This is a genomic window from Halobacillus halophilus DSM 2266, from assembly GCF_000284515.1.
Classification (GTDB): Bacteria; Bacillota; Bacilli; order Bacillales; family Halobacillaceae; genus Halobacillus; species Halobacillus halophilus.
In genome coordinates this window covers 1,267,673-1,285,865 of record NC_017668.1, presented here as the reverse complement: position 1 = coordinate 1,285,865, position 18,193 = coordinate 1,267,673, and the positions used below count along the sequence as shown (strand labels likewise).

Here is an 18,193-nt window from a genome sequence, read left to right as displayed (position 1 = left end):
TCACAAAAGCATTTAGGACCGATTAAGAAGGAGAGCATCCTCTCTTATAATAGCGTCCGTTATTCTGACTCGGCTGGGCTGGTGGGAAATGGCGAGACTCCCGTGGGAGAAGGATCTAGGTGAGACCCCACAGGGAGTGAAACGACTGAGGAGGCTCACCAGTTCCCCCACAGGAAAGCGAGTTATTTCCCCACCAACCCTTATCCATCTAACGTAACGGACCCATTTATCTCGAAAATGAGTCTTCAAGTATTGGAAGCTTTACTGTAAGAACAACTGAGATTTTGTAGCTTTTTACAAACGTACGTGATAGGTTTTGAGCCAATAATTAATTTGACAGAGGTGAGCGATTAGCTGTGGTCCTGTCATTAACTGACCAAACCATGGGGCTCCGATCGCCTGACCTTCTGAATCATTAAGCTTCCTCACTTTTTTACGGTCGAAAAGATCGAACAGTGGAGCATTCGCATCGGCTACTATTTCATTCATCCATGTACAGACGGCTTTTGTATAAGCGGGGTGAAACGTTTTTGGATATGGATTTTTCTTTCGGAACAGCACTTCATCAGGAAGTACGCCGCGCAACGCTTCACGAAGCAAACCTTTTTCCTGATCCCCGTGAAATTTCATGCTCCACGGAATATTCCACGCATATTCCACCAGACGATGATCGCTGAAAGGTACACGAACCTCAAGGCTTGCCCCCATACTCATCCGGTCCTTACGCTCAAGGAGCGTCTGCATAAACCAGTTCATATTGAGGTAAGACATCTGTCGGTGTTTCACCGCTTTTTCGTCTTCTCCTGCAAGAACCGGCGTTTCATCGATCGTCTCCTGATAACGTTTCAACATGTACGCTTCCATATTCACACTCTGACTAACATCCGTTTTTACTAAATTCATTCGTTCATCTAAGGACCGGATCCAAGGAAATCCTTTTCGCTCCTGATCTTCTTTTCTATAAAACCACGGATAGCCTCCAAATATTTCATCAGCGCATTCCCCTGACAACGCAACCGTTACATGTTTTTTAATTTGTTCACAAAACCACAGCAATGAGGAATCAACATCTGCCATCCCTGGCAAATCCCGTAGTGTTACGGCCTGCTTCAGCCTTGATATTAGGTCTTCAGGCGTCGCTTCCATCACGTAATGACGGGTCTGATGCTGGCTTGAGACTTTCTTAATATAAGCTTCATCACGGTCCGGCTGAAAAGCGCTCTTCTTAAAGAATTTATCCTGATCTTTATAATCAATCGAAAAGGTCTGCAGCGCGCCCTTTTGTTCATTTTTGTATTTTTCAGCGGCTACAGCCGTAATGGCACTTGAGTCCACCCCGCCCGATAAAAAAGTACCTAGTGTTACATCCGAAACGAGCTGCCGTTCGGAAGCATCAATAAATAACTCCCTCACACGTGCTACGGTCTCATCCCATGTGTCGGTGTGCTCGGCGCTCTTCACATTCCAGTAACGCTCGATCGAAAGCTTTCCTTTTTCCCAAAACGCCCGGTGACCTGGACGAAGTTCCTGCAACGTTTCAAAAATGCCGTGCCCCGGTGTTCTCGAAGGTCCAAGCGTAAGAATTTCCTGAATTCCTTCCGCTCCAACCCTTGCTTCTACGTCCGGATGGGCAAGGATGGCTTTCATCTCAGAAGCAAACATCAGACCATCCGGCTGATGACGAACAAACAATGGCTTAACCCCGAGCCGGTCTCTAGCTAAAAACAGACGCTTTCTCTTTTTCTCCCAAATACTGAAGGCGAAAATACCGTTTAATCGCTCCACGCATTCTCTGCCCCACTCCATAAAACTGACAAGGACAACCTCCGTATCCGAATGAGAGCGGAACGTCCAGCCTTTCGCTTTTAATGTATCTCGTACTTCATCCGTATTATATAACTCACCGTTATAGCAAAGCACATACTGTTCGTCATGTGCCTCCCGTACCATCGGCTGTTTCCCGCCGTTCGGGTCTACAACAATTAGACGCTGGTGTCCGAAAGCTGCCGGCCCATCCAGCCACGTTTGATAATCGTCTGGACCACGGTGCCGGATGGTATCGGCCATCCTTTCTAAAAGAGGGGTTTTATTCTGCACTTTATTTTTGTAATCAATCCAACCCACAATACCGCACATTAAGCTTCACCATCCTTTAAAGTAAGCTGAATCAGAAAAAACACATCATAGCTTACTATATGACAGTGACTCGCCGCTTATTAAAAAGTTCTGCTTGACAACATAAGTGAGAATGATTATCATTATAAATGATAAAGGATATCACCCGTTACCCCCCAAGTAGCGGAGCTCATTCTAGGACAGTAGAAAATCCCCCAAAAAAAGCGGCAAAGCCTGTACAAGGCTTGCCGCTTTTTTTATTAAGCAGGAAGTATGCCTGCTCCAAGGAATCCAAAGCCTAAAATAATTGCGATGGCTCCTGCTATTAACAGCTGCGCCCACCAAATGGCAGCTGGTTTCTTTTTCTTATACTTCACGCATGCCATTTCCATAGCCACGATCGTCCACAAGCCGACTAAAACCTTGAAAATAATCAGTCCGCCGTAGTTCGCGTAACTTGCAAAGAGCGATCCTCCTGAATAAAGAATCAATAAGTAGTCCGCCCGCAGAATCATATGGGATATTTTTGCCCCTTTATCATTACCGCTCCGGGCAAATGTTGTAACAAGTCCCACTAAAACAAATGCGATTACCCATGAGGTAATATGTAGATGTGCCAATGTTCTTCCTCCTTTTACATGAATCTACGGATATAATAGCACGAGTCCGTCAAAATTTCCTACCAATAAGTACCTTGGAAGGGTGAGAATAATAAAACAAACCTGTTATAATAATAAAAGATTGAAATGTAATTGGAGGGATATCATGTCAGTAAACAGTCAAGAAATCATTGATCAAACACAAGAATATGGTGCCAAAAACTATCATCCACTTCCGATCGTTGTATCGAAAGCGGAAGGCGTATGGGTAGAGGATCCAGAAGGTAACCGCTACATGGATATGTTAAGCGCTTACTCTGCAGTGAATCAGGGGCACCGTCATCCAAGAATTATTCAAGCATTAAAAGACCAGGCAGACCGGGTCACCTTAACTTCCCGAGCTTTCCATAACGACCAGCTTGGACCCTGGTATGAGAAGATTTGTAAAATTACCAATAAGGAAATGGCTCTTCCAATGAATACAGGAGCAGAGGCCGTTGAAACAGCTGTTAAAGCAGCTAGACGGTGGGCTTATGATGTGAAGAAAGTAGAAGACAATCAAGCCGAAATCATCGCCTGTACCGGTAACTTCCACGGAAGAACAATGACAGCCGTATCTCTCTCTTCAGAAGAAGAATACAAGCGCGGATTCGGTCCAACGCTTCCAGGAATTAAATTGATTCCTTACGGTGATGTAGAAGCTCTTAAAGAAGCCATCACTGAAAACACAGCCGGCTTCTTGTTTGAACCGATCCAGGGTGAAGCGGGTATTGTTATCCCTCCAGAAGGATTTCTGAAAGAAGCTTATGAGGTTTGTCAGGAAAACAACGTGCTTTTCATAGCTGATGAAATCCAGGCAGGTCTTGGCCGAAGCGGTAAAATGTTTGCCTGCGACTGGGAAGATGTAAGTCCTGACATGTTAATTCTCGGTAAAGCTCTTGGCGGCGGGGTCTTCCCTATTTCCTGCGTAGTAGCCAACAAAGAAGTACTGGGCGTCTTTAACCCAGGTTCTCACGGATCTACATTCGGCGGAAATCCATTAGCCTGCGCTGTATCTGTTGCTTCTCTCGATGTACTTGAAGAAGAAAATCTGGCCGAACGTTCTCTTGAACTCGGGGAATACATGAAGAAAGAACTGCAGTCAATCGATAATCCGAAGATCAAGGAAGTACGTGGTAAAGGTCTGTTCATTGGCGTTGAAATGACAGAACCTGCGCGCGGCTACTGTGAAGAGTTGAAAGCTAAAGGACTGCTTTGTAAGGAAACACACGAAAACGTCATTCGTTTCGGTCCTCCTCTTATCATTGAAAAAGAGGATCTTGAATGGGCGATTACTCAAATTAAAGAAGTTCTTAGTCAATAAAACCCAAAAGCCTGGAGAGAAAACTTTCTCTCCAGGCTTTTTTCTTACTTCGCCCGATGAAATCTTACAGTAAAGCTCCCATTACTTGAAGACTCAGTTTCGAGACTTTTGAGAGAATTAGGTCCGGAGGGGGACGATTTCGCTTTCCGTGGGCATGTGGTAAGCTTCCTCGGGCTTCACAGCCCTGCGGGATCTTACCGATCATGTTCATCCCACAGGAGTCTACATCGTCCCCCTCCGGACCTGGCCGAATCAGAAACTCGAAACCACTAAATCCCCTGTCTGCTTGGTGAGAATAAGCATGGGATAAGGAGTGTATTTTCATGCTAGAACGATGTAAAAAAGCTTGTCATAGAAGCAATCAAGGCCTATTTAGAAGGAGAGCATTCACTTTTATGGAAGGGTCCGTTATTCTCACTCAGCTGGGTTGGTGGGGAAATGGCGAGACTCCCATGGGAGAAGGAACTAGGTGAGATCCCGCAGGGAGTGAAACGAGCGAGGAAGCTCACCGTTCCCCCATAGGAAAGCGAGTTATTTCCCCACCAGCCCCCTCCTCACAGCGTAACGGGCCCAATTTATCTCGAAACTGAGTCTTCAACAATCCGGCCCTATTGTTGAATAAGTCTCTTACTTAATAGAGACTCGGTGAAATCTTTGGGATTTAGTGGGCGGGTAATCCACTTTGCTCGCTTCAGATTTTATCCAGCCAACTGACCAAAAAGAGCGCTCTTCCCTTTAGGAAAAGCGCTCATTATTTACTCTGCCGTCGTTACAGAATCAATCTTTTTCTGTCCCCAGGGAGCCACGATGACTTCCACAATCAGATCCTCCCTGTTTTGTTCATATTGCCGACCTGTGCCTTCCTCAATAAAATAACGCTCCATACCGATATCCACCATATACACTCCCCTTTGAGGATCATGCCAGTCAAGACGGGCAGGAAGGACTACCTCCGCCCCGCTCACATCAGGTTTCTCAACGGTAGCCTGAACAAGTGTATAAAGATCATTTTCACCAGGTTCGAGCAGCAAATAAACTTTTTCTCCAGAGGCTATATCAGAGGAAATATTCCATTTATCTGTAGGAACCAGTTCCACCTCGTATGATAATGTCACATAATCACCATAAAAAGGGTCTCGTGGATCTACAGGAGCCGTTTTTAAACGTATGGATTCGCCCCATTCATCCATTGTATAGTAAGACATGGACATCAGAATGAGAAACAGAGCCTGGAGGCAGACAATGACGTAAAACCAAATGCGCTTCATGGCGTTACCTCCCCTTTGCTCACTTGTCTTCGTTTCCTTTCAAGGAAGAAGCTCAAGGCAAACAGTAGAATTCCTCCAATAAAAAAGAAAAGAGAGCGGCTCATGAAGTCCCAGGCTAGCTGGAAATAAGCTATAAAGGTCGTAGCCAGAAGTGCAGCGGTCCCTTTGTTTACCCACCGTGCCACACTCTGCTGATAGCCGGAAGTTAGCCACAGCAAAGAATAGACAAACAAAATACCGAGCGACAGCCCGTCAGCGAAATCGAATCGGAAGACCGGCAAAAACAATAACAGATCAATCCAATAGTAATTCGTTGAACTCATCGCGGACCGGACCACAGCTCCTACGAAAAAGACGGCCCATACAATAAAGAAATAGAAAGAGGATTCCGTCTGGACTTCTATAAAACCTTCTCCAAGAAAGAAGACTTGAAATACTAAAATCAAAAAGACTGAAATAACACTGAACGTTTTGAGCACACGCAGCTGCCCTTTTCCAGCCGCTGCATCATCGAATAAATAAAGAAAGAGAATCAGATTAACGAGCCAGTAATAAGGAAAACCGCTGCTGACAACGAAGACGAGACTTTGAATCAAGTAACCCGCTCCGAACCAGACCGAATAATCCGTCCGCTGCCCCTGCGCCGTAAACCACCCTAGACCAAGGATGAAAAGCAACCCAGTCCAGATGTGAAATTCACCAAAAGTGACCCCACTGTACACCTGACCCACCGTAGTTAGAATAACTGCAGCTATAAAGAAAGGCGTTTCTTTACATAAGAGATACAAGCTGAATGCGGCAATGGACCAAATAAAGAATGGCAGGGCACTGAATGAAGTAAAATGATACATTTGCCCCGTCAAAAAGATCCCTGCTCCAAATATCATAAGAGCAATGAGCATTAGACTTTCTCCTAAGCGATTGGAGTGCTTCCTGTAAATTTGCTCACCTGAAATATAGAAGGCTAGTAAACTTCCGATAATAATGGCCATTCGAAAGATATCCGAGATCGCGGACCAATTGGAAGCTATAAACGTCAGAAATCCAAGGCCTATGAAGATGGCAGCAAAGGTCAGCAGCAGAGGTTTGTGCTGACGGGCCGGGTAGCGCTCCAGCAGCTGCTCCCTCTGCTCTTCCGATATTATTCGTTCTTCCACCCATTCCTTGCTTTCTTTGATGAGCTCTTCACGTTTCATGATGTGTCCCCCTCTTTTTAAGAAGCAGCTGTCTGTTTACGTTTCAGCGGTTGTCTCTTCCCATAAGTTAACGTCCTCCACAACCACTCAAGAGGACCATAACGGTATCTTTTGAGCCATGCTCTGCTTGCGAAGATCTGCAACGTGTAAACCACCACCACAATCATTACGCTCATAATAGGTGGTACCTGTCCGTAGAGACCGAAGCCCACCGAATAAAAAAGGACAAAACATACAAGCGACTGAAGAATATAATTGGATAACGACATTCTTCCAATCCACGTCAATGGATGCAAAAACCTTGCTCCTGACTTTGTCCGGAACAATAACGTAACCGACAGCACATAAAATATGGCTGAGGCGGTTCCCCCGACGCTGTCCTGCATAATTCCGACCCACTCAGGATTACCATAGAGATGAGGACCTGCCTTAAAAATGAGAAACAGGACGCCTGTCATGGCCCACACTTTTTTAATACTCCCCAAATGAGCAGCAGGTTCGTGGAGCCAGCGCTTACGGCACACATATAAACCAAATAAAAACATGGGAAGCAGGCTGAGTGCCAAAAATGGCAGATTAGCAACATGGTTGGCATACAGCCAGTCAGAGGCATTCTGCTGCCATATTTCGGTTAGACTCCCTGTGCCGTAGTTAGCTATAGCTTCATTAATCGATTCCTGTTCAACAATCCCCTGCAGCCGTCCGCGAATCGAGTAGAGGGCAAGAGTCATTGGCAGGACAAGAAACGCAAGCATACTATAAGCCACGACCAAAAGCCCAGTTGTCGATAGATGGAAAAACGCGAATAAAGTAAGTCCGAGTATTCCATAAGAAAGCAGAATATCCCCATGCCAGATCAGAAAGGAGTGGACTAACCCAAAGCCGATCAATACCACCAATCTTTTAAATATGATCGGGCGATAATCGAGATTCTTCTCATCCAGCCTGTCTTTCATCATCTGCATGCCAAATCCAAACATAAAAGAAAATAATGTATAAAAACTTGCTTGAAAAAAGATATCAATGATCGCCTGCACAGTATGACTCAATGATGAATCCCAGGCTTGAGCTGCTCCCCCGTATAAGAAATAGGGAGCATTAAAGGCTGGCACATTCACCATAAAGATTCCTAAAATGGCAAGCCCGCGTGCAGCATCAATCCAGTTTAATCGTTCTGATTCACCTAATGGCGATGCCTTCGAATTCATGTTTATTCCCCCTGTTAGCTTTATTTTACTTTTATTCTGTTATTTAGACAATTGCGTTTCATAAAATAAAGAAAGGAGTTTTTAAATGCCGGCAAAAGTAGGAGCCGTAAATGTGACGTCCTTATCCAGTTCCAGTATATTCAACATTGGCGACGTGTATAATATGGCACCACAAGCCTGGGTAAAAACATTTGCTGGCGGCGGGTCATTCAACACAGGGAGTGGAATAAATATTGATATTAACAACTCCAACACCTATGTCAATGACCAGGAGATGATTGACCAATCCTTAATTAACGATTCCTAGGAGGATGCTTCATGAACATTACCGTCCACCAGTCCATCTGCATTCATGTACTGCGTATCGGCACCGTGGCTAATTCTTCCATTGTTCAAATTGGCAGCTCAGGAGTTATTCAAGCCAAAGCTGACCTATATAATACAGGAGCTTTTCAATCCGCTGCGCCGGCTGCCACGCCGGCAGAAGGCACCGTAGACATTCCGGAAGCCGAAGGTCCTTCTCTCGTTCCACTTTCCATATCATAGTCTTGTATATTGTGCATAAAGTTAAACAGGGGGTGATCTCATTTGAACAACAATTACCAATCATGGCAGTCTTGGGTTCAGCAGGTTATGAAGCACATGGAAAACCAGCAGCAGCTGATCAATCAATTGACGCAGAAAATCGAACAGCTTCAAATGAATGAGAGCCCTAAGACCGTCATTGAAAAAATAGAGTATCATTTTGACCAGTTGAAGATCGATACGTTGGAAGGAACTTTGCAAATTGGACTAACTCCGAATGGAAGCGATGCGGCAGATATCGGTGACTTTTATGCAAACCAGGGTCAAATGACTTCTCAGCAGGATCCCGTCCTTCACCAATTGCAAAAATACATGAACACAGACATTCCCCAGTGGATGAATCAATATACCCGCGATCACGATATTCCTGTCACGGATCACCATAAGGAGCAGATTATTGCCGATGTAAGGAAACAACTTCCTCAAAGGGTAGAACACTATAAGAACCAAAATCCAGACTTGGATGAAGCTGGTCTTGTTAATCAGGTTCAAAATGAAATCAGACATTCCATAGCTCAATACTTTGATTCTTTCCAAGGAGATGGTACCTCATGAATCACATCGTTCACAACTATGGTCTCCATGTTGGACGGATCCGCGTTACAGCGGTCTCTTCCTCCTCTGTCTTTCTGATCGGCGACAATAAAACCATTCGCTTACAATCCTATTTCGATACACCTCCGGAATCCTTGATCATTGGTCCATATGTGCCAATGGAAACGGAAGGAGAAGCCGCGGTCATGGATGATGGTGAAAATGTATAACCGCATGGTGTACGTTGATGGAATTGACATTACCTCTGCATTGATCGCCTCTCATATTTCGATCGGAGATGTGCACCGGGCGTCTCCCTGGTCCAAAGTGCTGGCTGTCCAAAAAGAAGGAGCAGAATTTATTTCAAATTCGCTCAACTTTGAAGATTTTCCAATTTTCTCTCTACATCCCACCAGACCTTTACCTCCTATTACCGTTCCTTCCTTCCATTACCAAAACCAGGCAATCTATGTAAATGATATCCATGTTACCGGGGTTTCCACTGCTGGAATCGTGCAGGTAGGAGGCATTGAACACATTGATTCCCTTTCTAGAACAAAGCATTTCCGAGTCTTGAGAGACGAACAATAGGTCACTGTTTCGCATAGGTTGTAACTATATCGTCGAATCGAACTAATTATAAGAAGGAGGCGATCATAAATGCCGGCCATAGTCGGTCCCATCAGTATAAATAGTGTCGGCGGCGGGGTCGTAAACTTCGGGGATTCCTTCTATCTTTCACCTAAGAGTACTTCAAAGACAAACGCGGGTTCAGGTGCCCTCAACACAGGAAACTGGATTGTCTGCAACAACGGTATCAGTTCTACGAATCCTTTTGATCCTGATGTTAACGACCAGAATGTTACCGCTAATGCTTAAGCTGCTTTATTTTGAGTTAAACTAATAGTGTATAAACGGATAGAAGAAGCTCAAAGTATTTTATAACTTTGAGCTTCTTACATAGAATGAGTCCATTTCCTTATTTTTGAAGGTTTTAGGAAGGATGACCCGGGGAATTAACCATGAAAGCGCAAGATGGAGGTTATGAAGATGAAGGAATGCACACTGAGCAATAGAATTCATTGCAGAACGGAATATTCTGCTTTAAAAAAAGTGCTGGTTGCAAAACCATCCTTTATGAAAATATCGACTGTTATTAATGAAACGCAAAAACATTATGAAGACGTCAATATCGATATTCCGCGAGCGCTTGATCAACACGAGACTTTTGTTCATGTGCTGAAAGAGCATGGTGTTGAAGTGGTTGAACTTTCTGCTCACCCTGAATTACACGAGCAGGTCTTCACGAGAGACATTGCCTTTGTGATTCATGATCAACTCTTCGTGGCTTCAATGAATGAGGAAGTGCGGCTTGAAGAAACTTCGCTGTTGAAAGAGTGGCTTTATGAAAATTCGATTCCTTTCCAGGAACCGTTTCTTTCTTCCATCGAGGGCGGGGACGTGTTAATTGACGGAAAGACTATTTGGATTGGAAAAAGCGGGCGTACTTCCTCTGAGTCGATCGAAACGTTACGTGAACAACTCCCTTCCTATACGATTGAACCGCTGGACCTTGAGGATGATATTCTTCATCTTGATTGTGTATTTAATATTATTAGTGATCATACAGCTCTCGTTTATCCTCCTTCTTTTACTGATAGTGGATTGGATAAGCTTCAGTCCAGGTTCAATTTGATTCCGGTAACTCGGGAGGAGCAATTCCATATGGGGCCGAATGTTCTTTCCATTGATGAAGGAAAACTCATTACTCTTCCTCAGAACCAACGATTGAACGATGAGCTGCATTCAAAGGGTTTCCAAATCATTCCCATTGATTTCTCTGAAATTATAAAATCAGGCGGATCCTTCCGCTGCTGCACGCTTCCACTACTGCGATCATCTGATCATAAATAAGACAACCCGTAACTAAATCTACAGATTGTTTCAATTATATACCCAAAAAACTCCATGATAATTCTTAAAGACAAACTCCTGTTTGTGGAAGACTCAGTTTCGAGATAGTTGGGGCCGTTGCAAACAATAGATGAGGACGGCTACGATATCTGGTGAAACGGAGCCTACTATAGGAGAAGGAGCTATATTGTATCTGCCTCAAATGCTTCTATAACAGGGTTCCCACACGTAAACAAACATTAAAAACCCAAGGTGGATTATAGATGATCCATGTTCATTGGAAGGCGATTATGCAGAGATTTTTGAGCGCTCCATGATCGCAAAGAGCGGAAGGGAACGGCGAAGACTCCTGCGAGATGAACATGACAGGTGAGGCCCCGGAAGGCGCCAGCCTGAGGAGACTCAGCGCAAGGGATGTTCGACTAAGCCCGCCACGTCCTGTGGCAACGTCGAACGACCCTGCGTCGTGCAGAGCCGCGGAAAGCGAGCCGTTCCCTGGAGCCCCTATCTCCACAAAAACTGAGTCTTCAATAATCCGGCCCTTTTGTTGAATAACTATTAAATGAAAATCAATTAGCAAAAGCGGAAGGACTGGTTGGTCCTTCCGCTTTTTTTGAGTGAAGAGATCGTCTCATTTGTTTTTCAGCTACACCATTCTAAAAAAGCAGATCTCCGCTTGGTTTCATTCCAGTTGAAAATCCAAGGAGGCTTGATCATCCATTCTGCGCTTCAAGTGTAATAGACCCGAGGTTGTATAGGGTACCGGAAGCCCCATCTGACTTCAAGTATTCCAGATCCTCTATGAATATACGGCTGGTAAAGACGGTTTCGCCATAATCACAAAAGATTTCCAGACTCGAAGAATCCATAAACAAACGGATGCGATGATTTTCTTTATATTTTCGTAGAGCATATCGCTTCGTTCCGTAGGTTTCTGCAAACGTATGAGTCATGTCAGAGCGATCCAGGCAATATTCCTCCCCATTCGAGGAGAAGGTGACAGATTCACCTTTACGATTGCTGAAAGTTAGAGTAAAGTCTGGATCTACGGATAACTCCAGCTCAAACGCCCGCGAGCTTAAGTTATGTTCCTGTTCCAGTGTTTCTGCACCTAGACGCAATTTCTTCAATTCCTCCAGCGGCTGTTGAACGAGGCGGTTCCTCTGAAGGGTAACTTGCCGGGGAATCGTCAGCATGTGTGCCCACATATTCTCATCCGTTGGGTAATCGCTTTTCGAGTTACCGAGCCATCCTATTAGAATCCTTCTTCCCCGTTCATCCTCATACGTTTGAGGAGCATAAAAGTCGAATCCTTTATCAAGTTCAATGTACTGCTTCCCTTCATAGTGAAGCTTGCGAACATCCAGCGGATCACTGAGCACATAAGCGACAGAAAACACATTATTGAAGTTATATTTATCGGTTTCTAACTCTCCCTGAGGAGAAAAGATGAACACCCCGCGCCCGTCCTGCTCAAAGTAGTTGGGGCATTCCCACATATACCCGGCATCCGGCAGGTCTGTGGTCACTTTTCCTTGAAAAGATAACTGCTGCATACTTTCTCCTTGATAAAGAGCCAGCGCCCCCTCCCCGTCTTTGTTTTCTCCTCCTACCAGCATATAGTAAATATTCTCTCGTTTAAAAACGACAGGATCGCGAAAGTTATGGGTGAATCCTGGAGCAGGTGCATGAGCGATAGGACGCCCTTTTGTAATATTCAAATGCTTATCCATCGAGGCGTACACTTGACTTGGATTCGGTATGCCCTCTTCTGTCACGTGGTTTCCTGTATAGAAAAGGTGAAGCATTCCGCCTTCTGCAAAGGCCGCTCCAGAAAAGCATCCATGGGAATCAAACTCACAATCAGGATAAAGAGCGATGCCGTGGTCCTCAAAATGGATGAAATCTTCCGTAGATACGTGATACCAGTGCTTAAGGCCGTGAACTGGACCGAGGGGGAACCATTGATAAAAGATGTGATGTTTCCCGTTGAAAAAAGATAATCCGTTCGGATCGTTCAGTAATCCATGGTGAGGAGCCACATGATAGGTTGGATAGTAAGGATCCTGTTTGGTTTTGCCTTCAATCATTTGCAAATACTGGCTGGATACATCCGTCAGCGATAAAAATCGATTTTGACGGTTAGAAAAGTCTATAAGCTGGGTCATAAGGGGCTCCTTCCTTTTTTTGTATTTAGGGGGTTGAAAAAGAATGATGGCGTGCACAATTATCCACAATGGACAAAGGGCGAGCAGGGAAAATCACCTTTCCCCGACCCACCTGTTTTAGAATTTAGTCAGCGTAACTCACACGTAGAATTAGTAAATTCACTGGTGTACTTACCAATTAACCATGTTTCACATCATAGTTCATCTCAGGATGCTCCACTTCTTCCTCCTGTTTTTCACGATAGACGAAGAATGTTACCAGGAAGGATACGGCTAAAGCGACAAGAATAACTAAAATGTACTGGAAGAAGCCGCCTCCAATGTATAACAGAAGTCCTGGAAGCATTGTCGATCCTGTTCCTGCAGCAGCAATTCCCAGAATCGAAGCCAGACCGCCACCGACAGCTCCACCTAAACATCCGAATAAAAACGGTTTTACTTTTGGCAGGTTAATGGCGAACATGACGGGCTCCGTGATTCCTAAGAATGCCGGAATGACAGAACCAAACATATTGGATCGCTTAATCCGGTTTTTCTGCTGGAGGACCACAGCAAGCGCAGCACCAGCCTGTCCGGCAATGGCCGCGGTACCTATCGGGTTGATCAAGTCATAGCCTGTCTCGGCAACCATCTTCACGGTAATTGGTACAATCGTGTGGTGCATACCCGTGATGGCTAAGAACTGAATGGCGCCTCCGTAGATAAACCCGCCTAACCCAAAGGGTAGTTCGAAAAAGTACATGATGCCTGAAGTAATTAGATTTTCAATTCCTAAGATCAGTGGCCCGACCATAACCAGACCTAGAATAAGCGAGAAAAGCAAGGTGACAAACGGTGTTAATATTAAATCCAGTACTTCTGGAATGTATTTTCTCGCGCTCTTTTCAATTTTAGCGGCTAACCAGCCCATAAATACAGCTGGAAGAATGGAACTTTGCATTCCTGTAATCGGAATATCGAAACCTAAGAATGGCAGCAGGAGCGGTTCGGCCTCTCCAAAAGATACGGCCCATTTATCGGGAAGCTGAGGGGCAACAAGCATTAACCCGAGAGCCACACCGATAACCGGAGATCCTCCGAATTTTTTCATAGCCGACCAAGTGACTAGTACAGGAATAAAGGTAAAGGCCGTGTCTGTTAGAACTTGGGATAATTTCAAAATCGTACCGGACATTTCCATTCCAAACCCATTAATTAATAATCCACGTAAGCCCATTAAAAGACCCGTTGCGATTAGTACAGGAATAACTGGAATAAAGATGTCGGCGAATGTTTTGGTCAGCTGCTGCATTTTCCCTTTATTTGAAGTGCTTTCTTCTTCTTCCTTCTCTCCTTGAGATTCAGCGATGCCCATCTTCTCAAATTCAGCAAATACTTTATTTACAAAACCTGTGCCCAGAATAACCTGGTGCTGGCCGCTTTGAAAAAAGTAGCCATTCACCCCTTCAATGGAATCAAAAGCCTGTTTATTCATTTTCTTATCATCATGCAATTCTACTCGCAACCTGGTGGCACAGTGAGACACCTTATAAATATTCTCTCTTCCGCCAAAAGCTTCCAGTACGGCAACGGCAACTGCTTTAGGGTTTCTAGCCATTCCATTCCCCTCCTAAAATTCTAAGTCATTCTACAAAGTGGAAACGTTTCCACTTTAGGGTAAAAAATAAAGCAACGTTTGCGGCCTATTCAAAACGACTGAGCAAAAAGTGGAAACGTTTCCACTTTTCGTTTTAAAGAAAAGCGACTCTAGAAATCGCTTTTTCTGATACATCAAATGTTATCGCTTTCAGTAACATATGTCAATACTTTTTTGTACTATTTCCAGCAAAAAATTCGACCGGCAGAATGATCTTTTCTTCCCCAGGTTCGTCCTGAATGATTTGCATCAAGGCTTGTGTTGCTTTCTCTGCCATAAGCGGCACAGGCTGTTTAATCGTTGAGAATGTTAATTCCTCTTCTTTACTCGGGGTTACGCCGTCGTAGCCGATCACCTGGACATCCTCAGGAACTTTTTTACCTTTGGCTTTCAATTCTTCAATGATAATTCTCGCCCATTTATCGTTCATCGCGAAAACTCCGTCTACTTCAGGATACTCCTCAAAAAACTGACGGACACTCCCTGCAATGTCATGAACAGGTTCTTCCAGTTCGAGAATACGGTGCGGAAAGTTATGCTTTTTCACTTCATTTTCAAATCCCTGGCGTCGTCTCATGGATTCATTTTTAATGCTGGAGAGACTGCCTAGAAAAGCAATTTCTTTACAACCTCGCTTCATCAATTCATCAGCAGCGATACGGCCGCCGCTTTCATTATCACTCGTTACATATACTACATCCTCTGTAAAGTGACGGTCGATGCTCACAATCGGCAAATCGCTGGATATATACTGGTCCAGATCATAGCTGTACGTAATGGCAACCAGACCATCAATTTTGTTTTTCTCTAACATAGAAATATAATTAATCTCTTTATCTACATCACTTTGCGAATTACAAAGAATCATCTTATATCCGTTCTCGGAAAGTTTCTTCTCCAGATGATAAGCGAAATTCGAGAAGAAAGGATGCCAAATCGTAGGAACAATGAGTGCAACCGATTGAGACTGCTGCATTTTAAAGTTTCGAGCGACTTCATTCGGCTTATATTTTAAAGTTTCAATCGCCCTTTCTACTTTCAGACGGGTAGCTTCTTTCACAGGACCATTTTTATTCAGAACTCTAGAAACGGTACCAAGGCCTACACCAGCTTCCCTGGCTACGTCTTTCATATTAACCAAAACTTCACCTACTTTAACACATAGTTATTATGATTCATTGTATCATATCTCGTTTTTATCATTCATCGGCAGAAGACTCCCTCTTCAAGCGCCGTGTCGAAGACCGGTGGCAAGGGGGAGATGAATGCCATCGCCGTAAGGCGAATGCCTTTGAATATTCTCCCTTCCGTGATATCCTAAAGTAAGAACGTATGTTCCTTATTAGGAGGTGGAAAGGTTGAAGCATAAAGCGTATAACTTTCGTATCTATCCAAATAAAACCCAAGAATCGCTCATCGCTAAGACAATCGGTTGCGCTCGTTTTGTCTTCAATCATTTCCTCTCCGAATGGAGCAGTGCCTACAAGGAAACCGGAAAAGGTTTGAGTTACTCTACTTGTTCCAAACAACTACCCAAGCTTAAAAGAGAATTCCTTTGGTTAAAGGAAGTGGATAGCACGGCCATCCAAACGTCGGTCAAACATCTTTCTGACGCTTATGAACGGTTTTTCAAAAAGCAAAACCAAGCTCCACGGTTCAAATCAAAGAAGAACAGAGTCCAGTCCTACACCACAAAATGCACAAACGGAAATATTGCCATCCAGGATCGCAAAATCAAGCTGCCTAAGCTGGGGCTTGTGAGATTTGCCAAGAGCCGTGAAGTGAAAGGTCGCATCTTGAGTGCGACGGTTCGCCGCAATCCGACCGGAAAATATTCTGTATCCATTCTTGTTAAAACAGATATTCAGGAACTTCCTAAATCCAACACTTATGTTGGCATTGATCTCGGATTGAAAGACTTCGCTGCTCTCTCGAATGGCACCACCTATCAAAATCCACGATACCTACGTAAGACCGAAAAGAAACTAGCAAAAGCTCAACGTATCCTTTCCCGAAGGGAAAAGGGATCTTCGAATTGGCATAAGCAACGTATTAAAGTAGCTAGACTTCACGAGAAGATAGCGAACTCCCGCAAAGATTATCTGCATAAGATTTCTACCGAAATCATCAAAAACCACGATGTGATCGGTGTAGAAAATCTCCAAATTTCCAATATGCTCAAAAACCGAAAACGATCCAAATCGATTAGTGATGTGAGCTGGTCGATGTTCACGTCTATGCTCGAATACAAAGCAAAGTGGTACGGGAAGCAGTTGGTAACCGTATCGAAAGTTTTTGCGAGTTCACAGCTGTGTTCCAAGTGCGGATACCAAAACAGTGAGGTAAAGAATCTCGCTGTTCGAACGTGGGATTGCCCAGATTGCGGCTGCCACCACGACCGCGACCTAAATGCGAGCTTCAATATATTGAAGGAGATTCAAAGAATCCTTACAACCGTCGGTGCGACGGGGCTAGCCTAATCATTTGAACGAACCGTTAGGTTCGTGCTCTTAGGAATCCCCCAACTTCAAGGAGTGTCAGCGAGTAAGTGGGGGTAGTTCAAGACCTCTATCATCTACCTCATTCTATTAAGTCTTAGGGCTGGATTTTAAAAACGAGGGTCTCATTTCTGAGAATTTGAATAAGCTTATTTGGGGAGTTATTTTATGAAAGGAGCCTGCCCATGTATAACTATGACCCTTGTGATCAATTAGCGTGGAATGCTGCCAAGTACGATATGCTGTCAAATTATTATAAGTATTCCGATCCTCAGAAGCACATTTATTATTATCAAAGACATTTAGAATGTATGCAACGCTGGATCATGATGCAGGAACGCGGCGAAAACTCCGGCATGATGGGGATGAACAGTGAAGCGAAGGTCCGTGTCTTACACGCTTCACCGGATGCTCCGGCCGTAGATATTTATGTAAACGGTCAGAAGGTCCTCGAAGGCGTTACGTATAAGCAGCAAAGTGAATATTTAAGTGTCCCTGCAGGCCAGTATCGAATCGATATTTATCCTGCTGGAGAAACGAATCAGCCGGTCTTATCGCAAAACGTCTCGGTCGAAGCAGGTAATATGTACACGGTGGCTGCTGCCGGCAGGCTAAACAACCTGCGGCTGATTGCCGTCGCAGACAACGACAGCATCTCGTCTGGAAATGCCAAGGTACGCTTCTGGCACTTATCACCAAATGCACCGAACGTAGATATTGCGGTACAGGGTGGAGATGTGCTCTTCCGTAATGTACCATTCGGAAAAGCTACCCGTTACTTGACCCTGCCGCCGACGACCGCTAATCTTGAAGTCCGCGTGGCAGGAACAAATCAGACAGCTTTAACTATTCCAAATGTAACCTTAAGTCCTAATCAGGCTTATACAGCTGTGGCCGTCGGCTTAGCTGGTGGCGATCCTCCGCTTGAAGCTATTTTTCTTCAGCCTTAATAAAAAACAAGCAGCGATTCCTCAGGTTTCGCTGCTTGTTTTTTTATTGTGCTTATAGGCAAGTGCCTCCACCCCAGCAGAGCATAATTATTTTTTTAAAAGGCTCTGCTACAGCTTATTATTGATTTTCCATAAAAGGCTTATTACACAATAGGGCCG

Annotated in this window: 18 protein-coding genes; 10 read left to right on the top strand and 8 right to left on the bottom strand. The window is 44.4% G+C overall.

Going from position 1 to position 18,193, the window contains the following annotated elements; all coding sequences use genetic code 11:
- Positions 1-294: 294 nt before the first annotated feature.
- Together asnB and HBHAL_RS06340 are read right to left on the bottom strand one after the other, a co-directional pair.
- Entirely contained in the window at positions 295-2,136 is a 1,842-nt protein-coding gene (gene asnB, locus HBHAL_RS06345; protein ID WP_014642521.1) for an asparagine synthase (glutamine-hydrolyzing), read from the bottom strand.
- Positions 2,137-2,375: 239 nt separating this feature from the next.
- A complete protein-coding gene (locus tag HBHAL_RS06340) occupies positions 2,376-2,735 on the bottom strand; it encodes a YisL family protein (RefSeq protein ID WP_014642519.1) in 360 nt (119 codons plus the stop codon).
- Between the two features lie 145 nt (positions 2,736-2,880).
- Between HBHAL_RS06340 and HBHAL_RS06335 the strand changes: the two genes are divergently transcribed.
- Positions 2,881-4,077, top strand: coding sequence for an ornithine--oxo-acid transaminase (locus HBHAL_RS06335; RefSeq protein ID WP_014642518.1), 1,197 nt, complete (start codon positions 2,881-2,883; stop codon positions 4,075-4,077).
- Positions 4,078-4,832: 755 nt separating this feature from the next.
- Here the strand turns inward: HBHAL_RS06335 and HBHAL_RS06330 are convergent.
- The 3 genes from HBHAL_RS06330 to HBHAL_RS06320 are packed head-to-tail and all read right to left on the bottom strand — an operon-like array spanning position 4,833 to position 7,749.
- A complete protein-coding gene (locus HBHAL_RS06330) occupies positions 4,833-5,345 on the bottom strand; it encodes a GDYXXLXY domain-containing protein (RefSeq protein ID WP_014642517.1) in 513 nt (170 codons plus the stop codon).
- Positions 5,342-6,541: a DUF2157 domain-containing protein gene (locus HBHAL_RS06325; RefSeq protein ID WP_014642516.1), complete on the bottom strand. Its 1,200-nt coding sequence runs from the start codon at positions 6,539-6,541 to the stop codon at positions 5,342-5,344. Before HBHAL_RS06325 ends, HBHAL_RS06330 begins: the two co-directional genes overlap by 4 nt.
- Positions 6,542-6,558: 17 nt before the next feature.
- Entirely contained in the window at positions 6,559-7,749 is a 1,191-nt protein-coding gene (locus tag HBHAL_RS06320; protein ID WP_014642515.1) for a DUF418 domain-containing protein, read from the bottom strand.
- A gap of 85 nt (positions 7,750-7,834) precedes the next feature.
- On the opposite strand from HBHAL_RS06320, the gene HBHAL_RS06315 reads away from it, so the two are divergent.
- The 7 genes from HBHAL_RS06315 (at position 7,835) to HBHAL_RS06285 (ending at position 10,782) form a co-directional block, all read left to right on the top strand.
- Positions 7,835-8,056: a spore germination protein gene (locus HBHAL_RS06315; RefSeq protein WP_014642514.1), complete on the top strand. Its 222-nt coding sequence runs from the start codon at positions 7,835-7,837 to the stop codon at positions 8,054-8,056.
- Between the two features lie 11 nt (positions 8,057-8,067).
- The gene (locus tag HBHAL_RS06310; protein WP_014642513.1) at positions 8,068-8,295 is read left to right on the top strand and encodes a spore germination protein GerPB; all 228 of its coding nucleotides are present in this window, start codon (positions 8,068-8,070) and stop codon (positions 8,293-8,295) included.
- Between the two features lie 42 nt (positions 8,296-8,337).
- The gene (gene gerPC / locus HBHAL_RS06305) at positions 8,338-8,889 is read left to right on the top strand and encodes a spore germination protein GerPC (protein WP_014642512.1); all 552 of its coding nucleotides are present in this window, start codon (positions 8,338-8,340) and stop codon (positions 8,887-8,889) included.
- Positions 8,886-9,098 (top strand): hypothetical protein, encoded by a 213-nt coding sequence (locus tag HBHAL_RS06300; RefSeq protein ID WP_041601230.1) that lies wholly within the window; start codon positions 8,886-8,888, stop codon positions 9,096-9,098. The genes gerPC and HBHAL_RS06300 overlap by 4 nt, the downstream gene beginning before the upstream one ends.
- Positions 9,079-9,459: a spore germination protein GerPE gene (locus HBHAL_RS06295; protein WP_223254263.1), complete on the top strand. Its 381-nt coding sequence runs from the start codon at positions 9,079-9,081 to the stop codon at positions 9,457-9,459. The genes HBHAL_RS06300 and HBHAL_RS06295 overlap by 20 nt, the downstream gene beginning before the upstream one ends.
- A gap of 69 nt (positions 9,460-9,528) precedes the next feature.
- Positions 9,529-9,747, top strand: a complete 219-nt coding sequence (locus tag HBHAL_RS06290; RefSeq protein ID WP_014642510.1) for a spore germination protein — start codon at positions 9,529-9,531, stop codon at positions 9,745-9,747.
- A 171-nt stretch (positions 9,748-9,918) separates the two neighbouring features.
- The gene (locus HBHAL_RS06285; protein WP_014642509.1) at positions 9,919-10,782 is read left to right on the top strand and encodes a dimethylarginine dimethylaminohydrolase family protein; all 864 of its coding nucleotides are present in this window, start codon (positions 9,919-9,921) and stop codon (positions 10,780-10,782) included.
- Positions 10,783-11,495: 713 nt separating this feature from the next.
- Here the strand turns inward: HBHAL_RS06285 and HBHAL_RS06280 are convergent.
- From HBHAL_RS06280 to HBHAL_RS06270, 3 genes are all read right to left on the bottom strand, one after another.
- Positions 11,496-12,950, bottom strand: a complete 1,455-nt coding sequence (locus HBHAL_RS06280; RefSeq protein WP_014642508.1) for a sucrose-6-phosphate hydrolase — start codon at positions 12,948-12,950, stop codon at positions 11,496-11,498.
- Positions 12,951-13,128: 178 nt separating this feature from the next.
- Positions 13,129-14,547 carry a PTS transporter subunit EIIC gene (locus HBHAL_RS06275; RefSeq protein WP_014642507.1) on the bottom strand — a complete coding sequence of 473 codons (1,419 nt, stop codon included), beginning with the start codon at positions 14,545-14,547 and terminating at the stop codon, positions 13,129-13,131.
- Positions 14,548-14,749: 202 nt separating this feature from the next.
- A complete protein-coding gene (locus tag HBHAL_RS06270; protein WP_041601229.1) occupies positions 14,750-15,718 on the bottom strand; it encodes a LacI family DNA-binding transcriptional regulator in 969 nt (322 codons plus the stop codon).
- Positions 15,719-15,935: 217 nt separating this feature from the next.
- On the opposite strand from HBHAL_RS06270, the gene tnpB reads away from it, so the two are divergent.
- Both tnpB and HBHAL_RS06260 read left to right on the top strand, forming a co-directional pair.
- Positions 15,936-17,066 (top strand): IS200/IS605 family element RNA-guided endonuclease TnpB, encoded by a 1,131-nt coding sequence (tnpB, locus tag HBHAL_RS06265; protein WP_014642505.1) that lies wholly within the window; start codon positions 15,936-15,938, stop codon positions 17,064-17,066.
- A gap of 203 nt (positions 17,067-17,269) precedes the next feature.
- Positions 17,270-18,034 (top strand): DUF4397 domain-containing protein, encoded by a 765-nt coding sequence (locus tag HBHAL_RS06260; protein WP_014642504.1) that lies wholly within the window; start codon positions 17,270-17,272, stop codon positions 18,032-18,034.
- The last annotated feature ends 159 nt before the right edge of the window (positions 18,035-18,193 follow it).

What these genes read in the sequence shown, in the direction of transcription:
- asnB (WP_014642521.1), bottom strand. Translation starts at nt 2,136, where the DNA reads ATGTGCGGTATTGTGGGTTGGATTGATTACAAAAATAAAGTGCAGAAT.
- HBHAL_RS06335 (WP_014642518.1), top strand. Translation starts at nt 2,881, where the DNA reads ATGTCAGTAAACAGTCAAGAAATCATTGATCAAACACAAGAATATGGT.
- HBHAL_RS06330 (WP_014642517.1), bottom strand. Translation starts at nt 5,345, where the DNA reads ATGAAGCGCATTTGGTTTTACGTCATTGTCTGCCTCCAGGCTCTGTTT.
- HBHAL_RS06325 (WP_014642516.1), bottom strand. Translation starts at nt 6,541, where the DNA reads ATGAAACGTGAAGAGCTCATCAAAGAAAGCAAGGAATGGGTGGAAGAA.
- HBHAL_RS06320 (WP_014642515.1), bottom strand. Translation starts at nt 7,749, where the DNA reads ATGAATTCGAAGGCATCGCCATTAGGTGAATCAGAACGATTAAACTGG.
- HBHAL_RS06315 (WP_014642514.1), top strand. Translation starts at nt 7,835, where the DNA reads ATGCCGGCAAAAGTAGGAGCCGTAAATGTGACGTCCTTATCCAGTTCC.
- HBHAL_RS06310 (WP_014642513.1), top strand. Translation starts at nt 8,068, where the DNA reads ATGAACATTACCGTCCACCAGTCCATCTGCATTCATGTACTGCGTATC.
- HBHAL_RS06300 (WP_041601230.1), top strand. Translation starts at nt 8,886, where the DNA reads ATGAATCACATCGTTCACAACTATGGTCTCCATGTTGGACGGATCCGC.
- HBHAL_RS06295 (WP_223254263.1), top strand. Translation starts at nt 9,079, where the DNA reads ATGATGGTGAAAATGTATAACCGCATGGTGTACGTTGATGGAATTGAC.
- HBHAL_RS06290 (WP_014642510.1), top strand. Translation starts at nt 9,529, where the DNA reads ATGCCGGCCATAGTCGGTCCCATCAGTATAAATAGTGTCGGCGGCGGG.
- HBHAL_RS06285 (WP_014642509.1), top strand. Translation starts at nt 9,919, where the DNA reads ATGAAGGAATGCACACTGAGCAATAGAATTCATTGCAGAACGGAATAT.
- HBHAL_RS06280 (WP_014642508.1), bottom strand. Translation starts at nt 12,950, where the DNA reads ATGACCCAGCTTATAGACTTTTCTAACCGTCAAAATCGATTTTTATCG.
- HBHAL_RS06275 (WP_014642507.1), bottom strand. Translation starts at nt 14,547, where the DNA reads ATGGCTAGAAACCCTAAAGCAGTTGCCGTTGCCGTACTGGAAGCTTTT.
- HBHAL_RS06270 (WP_041601229.1), bottom strand. Translation starts at nt 15,718, where the DNA reads ATGAAAGACGTAGCCAGGGAAGCTGGTGTAGGCCTTGGTACCGTTTCT.
- HBHAL_RS06260 (WP_014642504.1), top strand. Translation starts at nt 17,270, where the DNA reads ATGTATAACTATGACCCTTGTGATCAATTAGCGTGGAATGCTGCCAAG.